Origin of the sequence: Capnocytophaga gingivalis ATCC 33624 (genome assembly GCF_000174755.1) — a bacterium.
In the GTDB taxonomy this organism is placed as follows: Bacteria; Bacteroidota; Bacteroidia; order Flavobacteriales; family Flavobacteriaceae; genus Capnocytophaga; species Capnocytophaga gingivalis.
In genome coordinates this window covers 81,218-94,551 of record NZ_ACLQ01000024.1, presented here as the reverse complement: position 1 = coordinate 94,551, position 13,334 = coordinate 81,218, and the positions used below count along the sequence as shown (strand labels likewise).

General features: G+C 37.1%; 15 protein-coding genes and 4 pseudogenes. 12 read left to right on the top strand and 7 right to left on the bottom strand.

Annotated elements, in window-relative coordinates; genetic code table 11:
- Positions 1-173: 173 nt before the first annotated feature.
- Together nadE and CAPGI0001_RS10095 are read right to left on the bottom strand one after the other, a co-directional pair.
- Positions 174-950 carry an NAD(+) synthase gene (gene nadE, locus CAPGI0001_RS10100; RefSeq protein ID WP_002669558.1) on the bottom strand — a complete coding sequence of 259 codons (777 nt, stop codon included), beginning with the start codon at positions 948-950 and terminating at the stop codon, positions 174-176.
- 61 nt (positions 951-1,011) lie between these two features.
- The gene (locus CAPGI0001_RS10095) at positions 1,012-2,322 is read right to left on the bottom strand and encodes a hypothetical protein (protein ID WP_002669490.1); all 1,311 of its coding nucleotides are present in this window, start codon (positions 2,320-2,322) and stop codon (positions 1,012-1,014) included.
- Positions 2,323-2,481: 159 nt separating this feature from the next.
- Here CAPGI0001_RS10095 and rpsU point away from each other — a divergent pair, with 159 nt between their 5' ends.
- From rpsU to CAPGI0001_RS13385, 12 genes and pseudogenes are all read left to right on the top strand, one after another.
- Positions 2,482-2,676 (top strand): 30S ribosomal protein S21, encoded by a 195-nt coding sequence (gene rpsU, locus CAPGI0001_RS10090; RefSeq protein WP_002669569.1) that lies wholly within the window; start codon positions 2,482-2,484, stop codon positions 2,674-2,676.
- Positions 2,677-2,740: 64 nt separating this feature from the next.
- Complete coding sequence (locus CAPGI0001_RS10085; protein ID WP_002669597.1) at positions 2,741-3,238, top strand: DUF6452 family protein; 498 nt, start codon at positions 2,741-2,743, stop codon at positions 3,236-3,238.
- Positions 3,204-4,007: a DUF6048 family protein gene (locus CAPGI0001_RS10080; RefSeq protein ID WP_002669393.1), complete on the top strand. Its 804-nt coding sequence runs from the start codon at positions 3,204-3,206 to the stop codon at positions 4,005-4,007. Before CAPGI0001_RS10085 ends, CAPGI0001_RS10080 begins: the two co-directional genes overlap by 35 nt.
- Before the next feature lie 549 nt (positions 4,008-4,556).
- Positions 4,557-4,725, top strand: a pseudogene (locus CAPGI0001_RS13535) (IS1595 family transposase); the annotation flags it as partial.
- 76 nt (positions 4,726-4,801) lie between these two features.
- Positions 4,802-4,954, top strand: a pseudogene (locus tag CAPGI0001_RS13530) (IS1595 family transposase); the annotation flags it as partial.
- Between the two features lie 31 nt (positions 4,955-4,985).
- Positions 4,986-5,486 carry a hypothetical protein gene (locus tag CAPGI0001_RS10070; RefSeq protein ID WP_040360223.1) on the top strand — a complete coding sequence of 167 codons (501 nt, stop codon included), beginning with the start codon at positions 4,986-4,988 and terminating at the stop codon, positions 5,484-5,486.
- A gap of 6 nt (positions 5,487-5,492) precedes the next feature.
- Positions 5,493-5,738, top strand: a pseudogene (locus tag CAPGI0001_RS12805) (RHS repeat domain-containing protein); the annotation flags it as partial.
- Positions 5,739-5,759: 21 nt separating this feature from the next.
- Entirely contained in the window at positions 5,760-6,182 is a 423-nt protein-coding gene (locus tag CAPGI0001_RS13395) for an AHH domain-containing protein (RefSeq protein WP_040360219.1), read from the top strand.
- On the top strand, positions 6,179-6,763 hold the full coding sequence (locus CAPGI0001_RS10055; protein WP_002669406.1) for a hypothetical protein: 585 nt from the start codon (positions 6,179-6,181) through the stop codon (positions 6,761-6,763). The genes CAPGI0001_RS13395 and CAPGI0001_RS10055 overlap by 4 nt, the downstream gene beginning before the upstream one ends.
- 31 nt (positions 6,764-6,794) lie before the next feature.
- A pseudogene (locus CAPGI0001_RS13525) lies at positions 6,795-6,956 on the top strand (RHS repeat domain-containing protein); the annotation flags it as partial.
- Between the two features lie 42 nt (positions 6,957-6,998).
- Entirely contained in the window at positions 6,999-7,697 is a 699-nt protein-coding gene (gene imm45 / locus CAPGI0001_RS12625; RefSeq protein WP_050769246.1) for an Imm45 family immunity protein, read from the top strand.
- Positions 7,698-7,768: 71 nt separating this feature from the next.
- Positions 7,769-8,152, top strand: coding sequence for an RHS repeat-associated core domain-containing protein (locus tag CAPGI0001_RS13385; RefSeq protein WP_081451932.1), 384 nt, complete (start codon positions 7,769-7,771; stop codon positions 8,150-8,152).
- Positions 8,153-8,455: 303 nt separating this feature from the next.
- Here the strand turns inward: CAPGI0001_RS13385 and CAPGI0001_RS10040 are convergent, their stop codons facing one another.
- The 5 genes from CAPGI0001_RS10040 to ric form a co-directional block, all read right to left on the bottom strand.
- Positions 8,456-9,064, bottom strand: coding sequence for a hypothetical protein (locus CAPGI0001_RS10040; RefSeq protein ID WP_002669521.1), 609 nt, complete (start codon positions 9,062-9,064; stop codon positions 8,456-8,458).
- Between the two features lie 11 nt (positions 9,065-9,075).
- Complete coding sequence (locus tag CAPGI0001_RS10035; RefSeq protein WP_002669462.1) at positions 9,076-9,651, bottom strand: hypothetical protein; 576 nt, start codon at positions 9,649-9,651, stop codon at positions 9,076-9,078.
- A gap of 514 nt (positions 9,652-10,165) precedes the next feature.
- Entirely contained in the window at positions 10,166-10,774 is a 609-nt protein-coding gene (locus tag CAPGI0001_RS10030; protein WP_002669513.1) for a WbqC family protein, read from the bottom strand.
- A 6-nt stretch (positions 10,775-10,780) separates the two neighbouring features.
- The gene (gene lepB, locus CAPGI0001_RS10025) at positions 10,781-12,382 is read right to left on the bottom strand and encodes a signal peptidase I (protein WP_002669533.1); all 1,602 of its coding nucleotides are present in this window, start codon (positions 12,380-12,382) and stop codon (positions 10,781-10,783) included.
- 105 nt (positions 12,383-12,487) lie between these two features.
- On the bottom strand, positions 12,488-13,213 hold the full coding sequence (gene ric / locus CAPGI0001_RS10020; protein WP_002669464.1) for an iron-sulfur cluster repair di-iron protein: 726 nt from the start codon (positions 13,211-13,213) through the stop codon (positions 12,488-12,490).
- Positions 13,214-13,334: the final 121 nt, after the last annotated feature.

The following is a 13,334-nucleotide window of genomic DNA, read 5'->3' as shown; positions in this document are numbered from 1 at the left end:
GTTTTATTTTTTTTAACACCTTAGGCCCCAACACTGCCCACTGCTCACACCAGCATAGGACGATTTGCTAATCGCCCCTACCACAGAACACAACAACCCTCATGCCAATATGGACAATCTCTACTCACTCTTCACTTTTCACTTTTCACTCTTCTCTCTTCACTCTTCTCTCTTCACTCTTCTCTCTTCACTCTACAAACGGGTATCGGTATCATTTTGTGTTGGTTTGCCCTATTCAGCCGCTTAAAAATAGCCAATACTTGGCTTTGCCTTGGGGTAAGGTGAGTCTCCTCTGCCCCACTCTCTACCAATCGCATTGCCCATTCCAATTCGTCATAGGTAGCACCAAGCTGGTCTTCGTCGGTACGATCATCTCCGAAAAGCCCATCGGTAGGGGCTGCCTGAAGAATCTCTGGCAATACACCCAAGTAGCGCCCTACTTCATATACTTCGCTCTTATATAGGTCGCCTATAGGGCTTACATCTACCCCACCATCACCATATTTGGTGAAAAAGCCAACCCCAAAATCCTCTATCTTGTTGCCTGTCCCTACTACCATATAGCCTTGTAGACCCGCAAAGTAGTACAGAGTGGTCATCCTAAGGCGGGCTCGGGTATTGGCAAGCGCCAAAGCATTGTTCTCTGCGGGAGGAACTTGAGCGACAAAGGTATCAAATACAGGGGTCAAATCCATCTCCAGACTACTGACATTCGGATATTTATTCTTTAGAAAGGCTATGTGATTGCGTCCTCTACTTACTTGATTCGCAGCCTGATGGATCGGCATTTCCAAGCACAGTACGGGCTTACCTGTCTCAGCACATAGGGTGGAGACTACAGCTGAGTCTATCCCTCCTGAGATTCCTACAACCATCCCTTTTATCCCTGTCTGGAGAAGGTAATCCTTAAGCCATTCTACAATCTGTTGCGTTACTTTTGGGGTATTCATTCTCGTTCGTTTAGGGCACAAAAGTAGCGATTATTCTCCAACATTCCAAGAAGATTTTTCTTTATTTCCGAGTGATAACAACCGCTTGGGTTGGGGTCTCTCCATTGATACGATCTCCTATCCCACAGTAAGTTACCTCAAGGGAAGTATCACCTACACAGTGGCGGATAAAGTCTTGAAACTCTTGGGGTGTCCATTCGAAATGGTGATCTTCATGCCTTAGGCTTTCTGGATCTTCGTCAAAGTAATATTTGTTGAACAAGCTATTGGGGGTGGTGATAATCATCTTGTGGAAATTCAAGCTCAGACAATGCTTTACCAAGGCCTCGGCTGCCTCGGGGGTGTTGTGCTCTATCACTTCGGTAAGGATGATGTTCACTGGGTTTTTATACTCATAATCAGTCCAATCGGAAAAGAAATAGAGGTTATCGGCTTCCATTCGTTCTTTCAATAGTGCAGCATAATCACCTACTGACTTGTCCGTATCGGTAGCAAAATAGGGGTGACTATAGTTGTAGTTTCTCCTCATAAAGCGGCGATAGTACTTGAGCTCTCCACACCCTATGTCCAAGATCGGATACTCCATCCCCAGCTCTTTGACTATGAAGTCCATACGACTACCATGGGTATCGGTAAACTGAAAATCTATATCCAAGCCTTCCTCCTTGAAATACGCCTCGAACATAGGCTTGATTTCAGCAAATTGGCGTTCGCTCTTGATGGCTCGCTTGATAAATAGGTAGAAAACAAAGTAAGGAACCTGTGGGATATTGGTCAGAATTCGGGCATACTTTTGGGCGAAATGGTCATCTATATAGGTGTATTCTCCATAGGTATTGGTAATATGGGTGGTTACAGCTATGAAGCTCAAAAGGTTCATGGCTTCAAAGACACTCTTCCCCTCTACTCTTAGGCTCAGATTGTTACCCACTATCGGGGTTATGTGTATGTTTTTGAAATAGCGCTCCATCATAAAGTGCCCCTTGCTATACCAAGTGGAATTGGCATATAGGTTCTTTACTTCTATGGTACAGGGATAGGTGTCTACCTCAGCTCGGGTGCGCTCTAACCATTTGATCTGTTGTGACCAATAGGTTTGTTTCTCCTGCAAAAGTTCTTTGAAAAACTCATTGCAGATATGTAAAATCACCAAGGGGGAACAATAGCTTTGGAAGTCTATCTGATTGCTTTCCTCTGGAAGATAGCTATAGCGTGTATCCTGAAAGACTACATCATACTGATACGCACTGACCGCATTGCCTATAAGCTGCCCATTGCGTAAGCTCTTCGCGTAGATTCCCAAGTCGGTATGTGGATTCTTATTGAGCAAATCCAACAAATGTGGGTTCTGGGAGTGTATTTGTAAAATCATAAGTATATATATTCTTGTTTGACAGGGCAAAGGTAATTATTAATTGCGCAATGTTCTTACGTAGAAGAATTTTTTTCTTCAAAGAAAAGAAAAAATATATTTGCCAGAACAAAAAATAGTTGTATCTTTGCGCCCGTAAATGAAAGGAGGTGTTATACTATGCTAATCATACCAGTAAAAGAAGGAGAAAACATTGATAGAGCTCTAAAGCGCTACAAGAGAAAGTTCGACCGAGTAGGAATCGTTCGTGAACTTCGTGCACGTCAGCACTTTACTAAGCCCTCCGTACTTCGCCGTAGCGTAATCCAAAGAGCGGAGTTCATCCAACAACTAAGAGATGCTGAAGAAATATAAATTTCTTTATAATAGAAAATCCCTGTCTCACAGGGATTTTTTTGTATAAAACAAAAATGAATCCATGAAAAAATTTGCTTTGCTATGCTCCTTTTTGGCGCTTGCCAGTTGTGAAAATGATGATATCTGTGATGACTCTGTAGTAACTCCTCGCCTTATTGTACGTGTGTATGATAAGGATACCCCTACCCGTACCAAAACGGTCAATAGTCTCCTTGTCGTGGGGAATAATCAAAATACCCCTACTCAACCCATCGCCACCACGGATTCCTTAGTCCTCCCTCTAAAACTCTCCTCTGGTGAGTCTTCTTTTATCTTGGTAAAGGATGCCGCTGTGGATAGCTTAGGACGCATCACTCGTGGAAGTCAAGTAGCACTGAAAATACAGGCCAATGCTTCCCAGTTGTTTGCTAATAAGGGCTGTGGATACAAGGTGGTATATGACCAAGTCTCGGCCTCTATCGACTCTATTGCAGGAAATACACGCTGGATTGATCGGGTACAAGTAATGTTTAGAAAAGTTGAAGATGAAAAAAAAGCTACTATTCGTATTTATTATTAGCCTCTTATCTGTATCTTATGGATTTGCTCAGGAGAACAAACTAAAACCGGTGGATTCTCTTACTAAAAAGGATAAAATCAAAGAAATTCCTTCTGAAAAGCTCGAAGGCATAAGCCCTGACAAGATATACTATCAGCATTATGGCTTGCGTATAGGCGCGGATATTTCCCGACCTATCCGCTCTCTCTTGGACAAAAGTTACCAAGGGCTGGAACTCGTAGGCGATTACCGCCTGAACTATCGCTATTACTTGGCTGGAGAAATAGGCAAAGAACGCAAGGTCAGCGAAAACAACTATTTCGACTTCACTACCAATGGACAATATATCAAGTTTGGTATCGATTATAATTCGTATACCAACTGGTATGGTATGGAGAATATGATCTATTTCGGGGCGCGCTATGGCTTTTCTATCTTCAATCAGGAAGTGACCCGCTACAGCGTACATACCCTTCGCAATTATTGGAATGAATCACTCATAGGTACCCAATCGGATATACTAACCTCTTACCAAGGGCGCACCGCTCATTGGCTGGAAGGTATCTTAGGTATCAAAGTAGAACTCTTCAAGCACTTCTATGCAGGAGCCTCCCTAAGATTCAGCTTCTTGCTCTACCAGAATAAGGACAACTTCCCCAACTTTTGGATCCCTGGGGTACAGCGTGTATGGGAAGGAAGCAATATTGGTATCAACTACAACTATACCCTATCCTATATGATTCCTCTCTACAAAAAAGCTAAGGAAAAAACCTACAAAAATGACAAATGATTAATCAGCAATGATTAGTGGGACATTCTCTGCTCCTATTACCTATTTTTACACTTTATTTTTCATTCTTCATTTATCCAAACAACCGCTCCCAAAAGTCCTTCTTATCCTTGATTTAGCTTGGTACTTTTCCCATGGGTCTTGCTCTAATTAATAATCCCTTTGTCTTGTCTACCCCTTCCTTCTCGTTCTACTCATTTGCCCCCATCCATCTAACCTCCCCTCCCCCAAGCGATCTCTTCTACTCTCATATTTTACATCTCTAGTAAGTTGGTGCGGGTCTTCTATACTTAATTTCCTTTTATAGTCAATCAAAAATAGTTTGCGAAAAATAGGCATAAGCAGGCGTAGGGGCACTATCCACAAACGAGCAGAGTATATGATGCAAGTCCTATTTTACCTTTCAAACTTTTGAGATAAAAAATCTTTACTTTTTCAAATTCAGTTAATAATTGCTTGTTATTGCGTGTGTAAATAAAGTCTCGTTGATTTTTATTATTGAGGTGTCAAAATATTTTTATATATTTGCATTCTGAAAATTAATGTATTATGGAATTATTTAAGGGACAAAGCCTCTTAGAGTTTACTGAACGCTTTAAAACTGACTTAGATTGCGAAGAATATCTAGCTTCTTTAAAAGTGGGAAGATGGATATTGCTGTCGCAAATGTGGTCATAAAAAATACCAAGTCAGAAAAGATTTTTCACGTACTTGTAATATCTTCAGACTGCACATTATTTTATGCAAAAAGTCCGAGAAGCTATGAAATCCAGTGAATCGCACAAAATGAATGATCTTGGGTATCAGAATTTAATATAGACCGCTATTTAGCTGAGTATAGTTTTAGAATCAATCGCTCACAAAATAAAGATACTATCTTTAACAAATTAATGAAAAGAATTGTAGAGCGTTCTCCCGTTTCCCAAAGTCAATTAGTATGTAGCTAAATAGACACCTCAAATTTTTTAATTTAGAAATATGATTTTAATTGAAGGACAAAAAATATACTGCAAAGGTTGTGGTAAGATAATCGAAAATATTTATGATTCTTGTATACTTTTAAATATTGAAGCAAATGAAAAATCACCTCTTTATTGTCTTAATGAAGCCATTTTTCACCGAGATTGCTACAATAACTATCCATTAAGAAATATGTATGAAAAAAGAGTTGCTGAATTAGAAAAACTTTCTTCTTTAAATAATTTTGATTATATTTCTAAAGAAGAACTCTCTTTGGAGAAAATAGGGCATCCCGATAATTTAATAAGAGTTCCTTTTTTAACAGAAGATTATAACTCACCTTTATATGAGTATAATTGTATATTTTTAAATAAAAAGAATTTAGATAAATGGAGGAATTACAAAATATTTCTAAAACTCATAGATAATTTAAATAAAAGTGATGAATGGAGGGGAAAAGCATTGTCTTTTTTAATGTCTCAGTTAAACTCTCCTGTTAAACCTGATATTTTAAGATAGTTTTTTATCACCGACCACTTAGGCACGCCCATAGAAGCCTACAACCAAGAAGGCGAACTGATATGGGAACGCGAACAAGACCTCTATGGCAACTCCCGACAGGGCTTTGCTAAAGAGAATTTTAGGTGTCCATTCAAGTACCAAGGACAGTACTATGATAGCGAGGTCGAACTCTGCTACAATAGGTTTAGGTATTATCACCCTGAGACGGGGAGGTATATAAGTGAAGACCCAATAGGATTCTTATCTGGTGAGCCTAACTTTTTTGCGTATGTGAGTGATACGAATGCTTGGGTGGATTTGTTGGGGTTGAGTTATGATAAACCTATTCATCATATTGCAAGCAATAAACATAAAACCTATTCAAGTTTATTTAGGTTCCTCTTTAAAAGATATGGTTTGGGTAGATTTAAAAATGGAAGAGAAAGAAAAGATGTTTTAAATGATCCAAAAAACAAAGTAGCAGTAGAAGGGCATAAGGGACCTCATGGGGAAGATTATCATAAAGAAATATATAATCGATTAGAAGCGGCAGGAGCAAGAGGTGAAGAAAAAGCCAGAAAGGAAGGCATAACAGAAGAAAGTAAGATCATAGAACAAGGAGCAAAAGAATTTATTAAAGAATTACAGAAATTATCTAAAGAATGTAGTACGGAAGGAAAAAGACTTAACAAAATTATAACTAAAAAAATATGAAATATTTTAGAGTAAGGGTATCAATTAATAATAGATTATGGAAGAATTTCTTCACTTATATGTATCATTTTTTTTGCAAAGAGAGTACGACTACTTTTGTTAAAAACTATGCAAATAGACAAACTATTTTAGAACTTATTGCTCTCAACGATAAGAGAGAGTTTATACTTTCGGAGAAGTCTTTTGAGAAAGAAGAAATGCCATTTTATCTTACAAAAGAATCAATCTTATTAATTAGAGATGATTTTTTTCATGAAGAATTATTTACAGATTTGATAGGTATTGATTTTAGAAATGTAATCGTACAAGGTGAGTTTTCTCATTTTTATGTGATGCTTTCCTTTATAAATATTTTAGATTGTATACATAAAGAAAAAAATAAAAAAAATGAAGTTGACCCATTTAATGGCTTAGTTCTTGATAAAAAAAAAATCCCATTAAATATTGATGGTTTTTTCTTAGATAAATGGGATAGATGGGGAGAATACACCCCTTTTGTAAGTGAAATATTAAAAAATAGGCTGCTAATGCTTGATAAAGCTCAAAAATATTTGCTTTTTGATGAAGTAATCATAATCTAATTTTAAAAATTGAAACTCAAGACAAACTTCTATCTCGCCTGTTTGGCTTGCACCAAAAGAGAACTTTAGATGTCCTTTTAAATACCAAGGACAGTATTATGATCCTGAAATAGAACTCTGCTACAATAGGTTTAGGTATTACCACCCCGAGACAGGAAGGTATATCTCAGAAGACCCTATTAAACTCTTAGGCGGATTTAATGTGTTTGCTTATGTTAGTGATACCAATGCGTGGGTGGATTTATTGGGGTTGAATACAAATCCCGAAACTGCCGCAGAATGGGAAGCTCGTCTTGCAAAAATAGCTCCTAACGAAAAATATGTGGCAGCATCAGGAAAATTAAAGAAAGTGGCAGAGAAAAATGGCTGGGAAAAAGACAATAAACTAACTAAAAAGAATAATAGAACAGTTTATAGAGATCCAGAGACAGGAAAAATTTATGCCTTTGATACCCAACATGGACGATTTGAAGTACTTGATAAAAATGGAAATCATATTGACGAAGTAGATATTGATGGAAAAGCAATGGGAAAAAAGACAAAAGTGGAGGACATAATATTTACACTAAATAATAAGAGTAATAAAATTCAAGATAAAATGGTAAAATTAATTGATTTTAAAGAAAATAATATTTGTAGAGGTATGGTATTACGTTGTAAAGGGAAATATCCTTATGAAGCAATTGTTGATTTTTTAGTTTGTGAAACGCCAGATTCGGGAGCTAAAACGTTTCAACTAATAGTTATTTCTGGTTTTAAAGCAGGAGCTAAATATTATCAATTTCCTGAAGAATCACTTCCTAAAGATAGGAGTCGATATGGATTAAGTACTCATTGGCTTAGAGATAATTGGTATAAATATGGATATATTGATTGCCCATTAGAAGATGTATACATTTATGAAAGTCAAGTGCCTACTAAATTTGAACTATAAAATTAATACCATACCTAACATCCTCGTATAGAATGTTATTAATTAGATAACAGCACCACTTAGGTACGCCCATAGAAGCCTACAACCAAGAAGGCGAGCTGATATGGGAACGCGAACAAGACCTCTATGGCAACTCCCGTCAGGGCTTTGCTAAAGAGAATTTTAGGTGTCCATTCAAGTATCAAGGACAGTATTACGATCCTGAGATAGAACTTTGCTACAACCGATTTAGGTATTATCACCCCGAGACAGGATGCTATATAAGTGAAGACCCTATTAAACTCTTGGGTGGGTTTAATATATTTGCTTATGTTAGTGATACGAATTGGTGGTTGGATGTATTGGGACTTGTTTCTTTATCTTATAGTCCTGCTAAATATAAGCAAGAATGGGATAAAGCAAGGAAATCATATTGGTTAGAACAACTAGAAAGAAATCCTAATAGATTTTCTTAGAAAAAATCTTTACTTTTTCAAATTCAGTTAATAATTGCTTGTTATTGCGTGTGTAAATAAAGTCTCGTTGATTTTTATTATTTACTTCAATAATAAGTTTTCTACTTCTTAGTTTAACATATCCAAAAGTACATAGAACCAATATAGGAAAATATAAACGAATAACTATACCCCAGAACTTCTGAAGTTCAGATGTATAGAACATCGGTATAAGGAACAAAATAATAAATACTATAAAAACAATAATCCCCTCCCATAAGGATATTGACCAAAACTCGAATGTTTTTGATTTGGCAGATACACTCATAATAAGGATTTTAAAAAGTCAAACCAATGAGTATTATCTGTAAAGATAGCAATTAAATAAAGAATTGCTAATGGTATGATAATAAATGGTACGACATCAATTAATAAATTGATACTCAGAGGCACTAAATCAATTTTTTCTTTTTTAGTATTACTGCCAATAACATCTTGCAACTCTTCTATTTTTGATTTATACTGTTTTGCGACCTCTTTGCTAAAAGGATTTTTCGAGTAAATAAAATATAATGTACCTTCAATACGCAATATGCGCCCTATTTTACCTTTGGAACTTTTGAGATAAAAAATCTTTACTTTTTCAAATTCAGTTAATAATTGCTTGTTATTGCGTGTGTAAATAAACTCTCGTTGATTTTTATTATTTACTTCAATAATAAGTTTTCTACTTCTTAGTTTAACATATCCTAAAGTACATAAAACCACCATAGGAAGATATAAACGAATAACTATACCCCACCATTTCTGAAGTTCAGATGTATAGAACATCGGTAGAAGGAACAAAATAATAAATACTATAAAAACTATAATCCCCTCCCATAAGGATATTGACCAAAACTCGAATGTTTTTGATTTGGCAGATACACTCATAATAAGGATTTTTAAAAGTCAAACCAATGCAAATTATCTGTAAAAAGAGCTATAAAGAAAATAAGTGCAAAAGGAAGGCATATAAGTAGTGTGCCATAAATAGTCCAGAGCATTAGAAATGGTATCCAATCGATAGGTTTGCGGTTAGGATTATTACCTATTACACTTTGTAACTCTTTAATATTCAAATCGTATTCCTTTATCTTTTCTTTACCAAAATCTTCCGTATAAATATAAAACAGTTCGTTTTTAATTCGTATCATAGACGCTGTTCTACGCTTATACAACCTTATATAAAAAATTTTGTTTTCGTTACAAGGAACTACCAATGATTTATTATTGATTCTGCAATTAAGTTTTTCATTATCAATTACTTCAATAGAAAGTTTTTTAGACCTTATACGACAATATCCCAAAGCACAAAAGCACAGCAAAGGAACATATATACGGATAATGATGCCTGCCCATTTTTGAAAATAAAGAGAGGGGAAAATAAACAAAAAAGCAAATGCCCCAAAAATTATAAAACTCTCCCACAAAGGCAGCACAGAAAACTCGAATGTTTTTGATTTGGCAGATACACTCATAATAAAGATTTTAGAAAGTCAAACCAATGTGTATTGAAGCCGTCTCGACTTTTAAATGATTTGTAAAAAACATAGGGATTCCTTATCTTTGTATTTACAAACCCAAAAGACAAGTCATCCCTATATTAGAAATTTTAGACAAAGATACGATAATAAATGAAATAATACCTCATCTTCCTATAGGAAAAAGAGTGTTGATGGAAGTCATACACCTGCTATTTGTGAAGGAGAACAAACAGCAAAGTAATGCTTGGTGTGATTCTTATCGCTCTATATTGAATCATTTTGATACAGCTATTAGTAGCTGGAAAGGATTTAATTACTTATCCTTTATAATTATGGACTCAAAAGTTTAATACAAAAAAGTCAAGATGAACTTCATAGTCAAGTAGAAATAATCCCAAAAATTGACTTAAGAAAAGACAATATCCCCCCATTCACTCTTCACTTTTCATTCTTCACTCTTCACTCTTCATTCTTCACTCTTCACTCTTCACTCTTCATTCTTCACTCTTCACTGTGGTAAATAGTCTAAAGCATGGTTACCTTCATGAAAGAGCAAGTCCAAGATACTAAGGTTAGGGATAAAACCATGTTTGTCAGAGAAAATCTGGTAATAAGGTGTCTGTGTACCTTCATAAGGACGCTTGGCATCAGTAAGATAGCGAAAATCCTCATACTCTGGGTAGCTTTCCTTATAGGAAGTTGTCTTCTCCCACTCCACAGAAGCATGTAAGCAATCCAAGAGCACCTCTATCGTCTTGAGATTCAAGTCCAATAGAAAAGTATGCTTTTGAGTAAATATAGGTACAATCTTATCCTCGTAGTACTCAAAATAAGGAGAAGTACGATAAGCTGTCTGTAGTGTTTTCCAATGTTGTTTCTGCCAAGCTACATTGTTATCTACCCGCACCTCTTTATAAAGCTGTCGCCCTGTCTCCCCTCCAGTGTGTAGGATAGGTACTGTGAGGATTTGCCTACCATTCGCCCCATAGATATATGTACGATTGCGATAGGTCTGCTTTTGGTAATTATCCGATACTTCCAAAACACAAGGGGTTGTTACCAATAGTGAAAAAGAGGCTATCGTAGGGAAATAAGTAGGGTGTAATAATGCCTTCATGTGCTGTTATTTCTTTACTTTTCCTTTTTTGTATTTCTTCTTATATACCTCATAACCAATATAGCTAAGCACTCCTAAGCCCAATACCCAATAGAGGTAAGAGACAGGTTCTCCCTCGCCATTGACAGTGGTAAAAAGGCGGTTCCAGCGAATTTTATTCAAGCCTGAGGCATTGCTATCCCAGCTCATCCAGATAAGTACTGGCTTACCTACCACATGGTCAAAGGGCACAAATCCCCAATAGCGGCTATCTTCGGAGTTATGACGGTTGTCCCCCATCATCCAATAGTAATCCTGTCGGAAGGTATAAGAGGTCACCTTCTGCCCATTGAGCAGAATATCCTCTCCTTGTACCTGTAGGGTATTCCCTTCATACTCAGTGATAATACGCTTATACAGTGGCAGATTCTCTGTGGTGAGCTGTATGGTTTTGCCTTCAGCAGGAATCTCCACAGGACCAAAGTTATCTTCACTCCAAGCATAGTGCTTACTATGAGGGAATATAGCAGGATTGTACTCCTTAGGACTTATCATCTTGGTCACACTCTCTACATGAGGGGTTTTCTGCAATTTCTGGGCTACTTCTTCGGTGGCGGATTGTACGACAAACTCGGTATTGCTCCTAAATCCAGAAGCATCCGTTACTCCAAAGTTCTGGAACAGATAAGCAGGAAGCAACTGCTCAGCTGTATACTGCCCTCCATAGAGGCTTACAAGATAATTCTGAAACTCAGGAGATACACGTACTATATAGGATGTCTGCAACTTAGCTCTCACTGGATAGATTTCTTTCTGCCCATTGATATACACATTCCCCTCACGTATCTCGAAGGTATCTCCCGCTATGGCCACGGCTCTTTTTACATAGTGAGATTTTTTATCTACCGGCTTATATGCGTGATAACCAGAAGGATCGCGGAAGAAACGCACCGTATCAGTAGGCCAGTTGAATACTACTATATCATTACGCTTGATCTTCTGTAAAGCAGGCAAGCGCAAGTAAGGCAACTGAGGCTTAGGCAGATACGACTTCACCCCTACCAAAGGTAAGGTATCATGTACCATAGGGGTAGCAAGAGGGGTCATAGGCAGGCGTGCCCCGTAATGGAACTTACTGACAAAGAGAAAGTCCCCTACCAAAAGGGTCTTTTCCAAAGAAGAGGTAGGAATTGTATAAGGCTGGATAAAATAGGTATGTATAGTAGAAGCTGCCACTACAGCATAGAGAATCCCATTGAGCCAAGAGGGTACATTCTCAGCGATTACTGCCTCACTTTTCCCTATATATTGAGTCTTAGGCTGATACATCACATAAGCAATAAAAAGCCCTAAGGTCACTACTGCCAAGAGAGTATAGCGCTTCTGGCGGTAGCCAAATACATGCAACCACTCATAGGCCAATACCACAGCCATAATATTGCCTATTACAGGCAAATATACCAAAAATACCCACCACCAAGGGCGCTCAATAATCTTCAGAAGAATAAGCATATTCCATACAGGTACAAAGGCTTGCCACCCTTTGTAGCCTGCCTTCTGGTAGCCTTTCCACAAGAAAAGCCCTTGTAGGAGCTGAACTCCTAAAAAAATAGTTAGATAGGTCAACATGAATATTTCTTTTAGCGCACAAAGATAGCATTATTTATGCTTTTACGCAAAAAAACTACTTAGAAAATTTCCAAGTAGTTTCCTCTTAAATTAAATTGCTATGAGTTATGAAGCTGTTTGTATCTTTTTTTCCAATTCAATAGCCTTAGGAAATAGGATATTATTCTCCAAGTGGATATGACGATGTAGGTCATTTTCGAATTCTTCCAACATTGCATAAGTAACTTTATAGGTGTTACAAGCATCGGCAGGAGGAGTATATCCTTGGGTAATTTCAGCTATTTTAGCAAAACGATCCCCCTCAATAGTATGATCGTGCTTCATCATTTCGATAGGGTTTTCCACTGTACCAAAGTGAGAAGGCTCCAAAGGGGTGCCACTCTGGGCTGCTTGAGCCAATTTCTCAATAAAAGGGAAAAGTACACGCTCTTCTTTTTGGAAGTGTTCCCCTAAGTCATGAGCACTTTCGGTAAAGAGTGCATTTACCTCAAAGAGTTCTGGGTGTCTGTCTCCATGCACTTTGCAAAGCTTATCCAAGAATTGCAATAACATAGGAGTTTTTTCCCTTACATATTCGTGGTGTATCTTTACAATATAGTTAGCCAATAGATCTAAAGGCCAGCTACTTACATCTACATTATCTCCTTTTCCAGAAGGCAAAGCAGAGAGCTCATCTATGAGTTGTTGTTCCATAACTTTTTTCTTCTCACAAGCCTCTTCTATAGTTCTTCCTCCACGACAGCAGAAATCTATTCCGTGTTTTTTGAAAATAGCAGCTGTACGAAAATCTTCCGCTACTATCTCCCCAATTGTTTTATTTGTAAAATCCATTATTTTTTATTTTTTTGCAAAGGTATAAATTATTTTCCAATTACCTATTATAAAAATATCTTAAAGTCCTTTTTTAACTTTTTATATAATGAAAAAATATTCTCAACCATTTTACAATCAA

Coding starts and splice junctions, on each gene's coding strand:
- nadE (WP_002669558.1), bottom strand. CDS start 950: ATGAATACCCCAAAAGTAACGCAACAGATTGTAGAATGGCTTAAGGAT.
- CAPGI0001_RS10095 (WP_002669490.1), bottom strand. CDS start 2,322: ATGATTTTACAAATACACTCCCAGAACCCACATTTGTTGGATTTGCTC.
- rpsU (WP_002669569.1), top strand. CDS start 2,482: ATGCTAATCATACCAGTAAAAGAAGGAGAAAACATTGATAGAGCTCTA.
- CAPGI0001_RS10085 (WP_002669597.1), top strand. CDS start 2,741: ATGAAAAAATTTGCTTTGCTATGCTCCTTTTTGGCGCTTGCCAGTTGT.
- CAPGI0001_RS10080 (WP_002669393.1), top strand. CDS start 3,204: ATGAAAAAAAAGCTACTATTCGTATTTATTATTAGCCTCTTATCTGTA.
- CAPGI0001_RS10070 (WP_040360223.1), top strand. CDS start 4,986: ATGATTTTAATTGAAGGACAAAAAATATACTGCAAAGGTTGTGGTAAG.
- CAPGI0001_RS10055 (WP_002669406.1), top strand. CDS start 6,179: ATGAAATATTTTAGAGTAAGGGTATCAATTAATAATAGATTATGGAAG.
- CAPGI0001_RS10040 (WP_002669521.1), bottom strand. CDS start 9,064: ATGAGTGTATCTGCCAAATCAAAAACATTCGAGTTTTGGTCAATATCC.
- CAPGI0001_RS10035 (WP_002669462.1), bottom strand. CDS start 9,651: ATGAGTGTATCTGCCAAATCAAAAACATTCGAGTTTTCTGTGCTGCCT.
- CAPGI0001_RS10030 (WP_002669513.1), bottom strand. CDS start 10,774: ATGAAGGCATTATTACACCCTACTTATTTCCCTACGATAGCCTCTTTT.
- lepB (WP_002669533.1), bottom strand. CDS start 12,382: ATGTTGACCTATCTAACTATTTTTTTAGGAGTTCAGCTCCTACAAGGG.
- ric (WP_002669464.1), bottom strand. CDS start 13,213: ATGGATTTTACAAATAAAACAATTGGGGAGATAGTAGCGGAAGATTTT.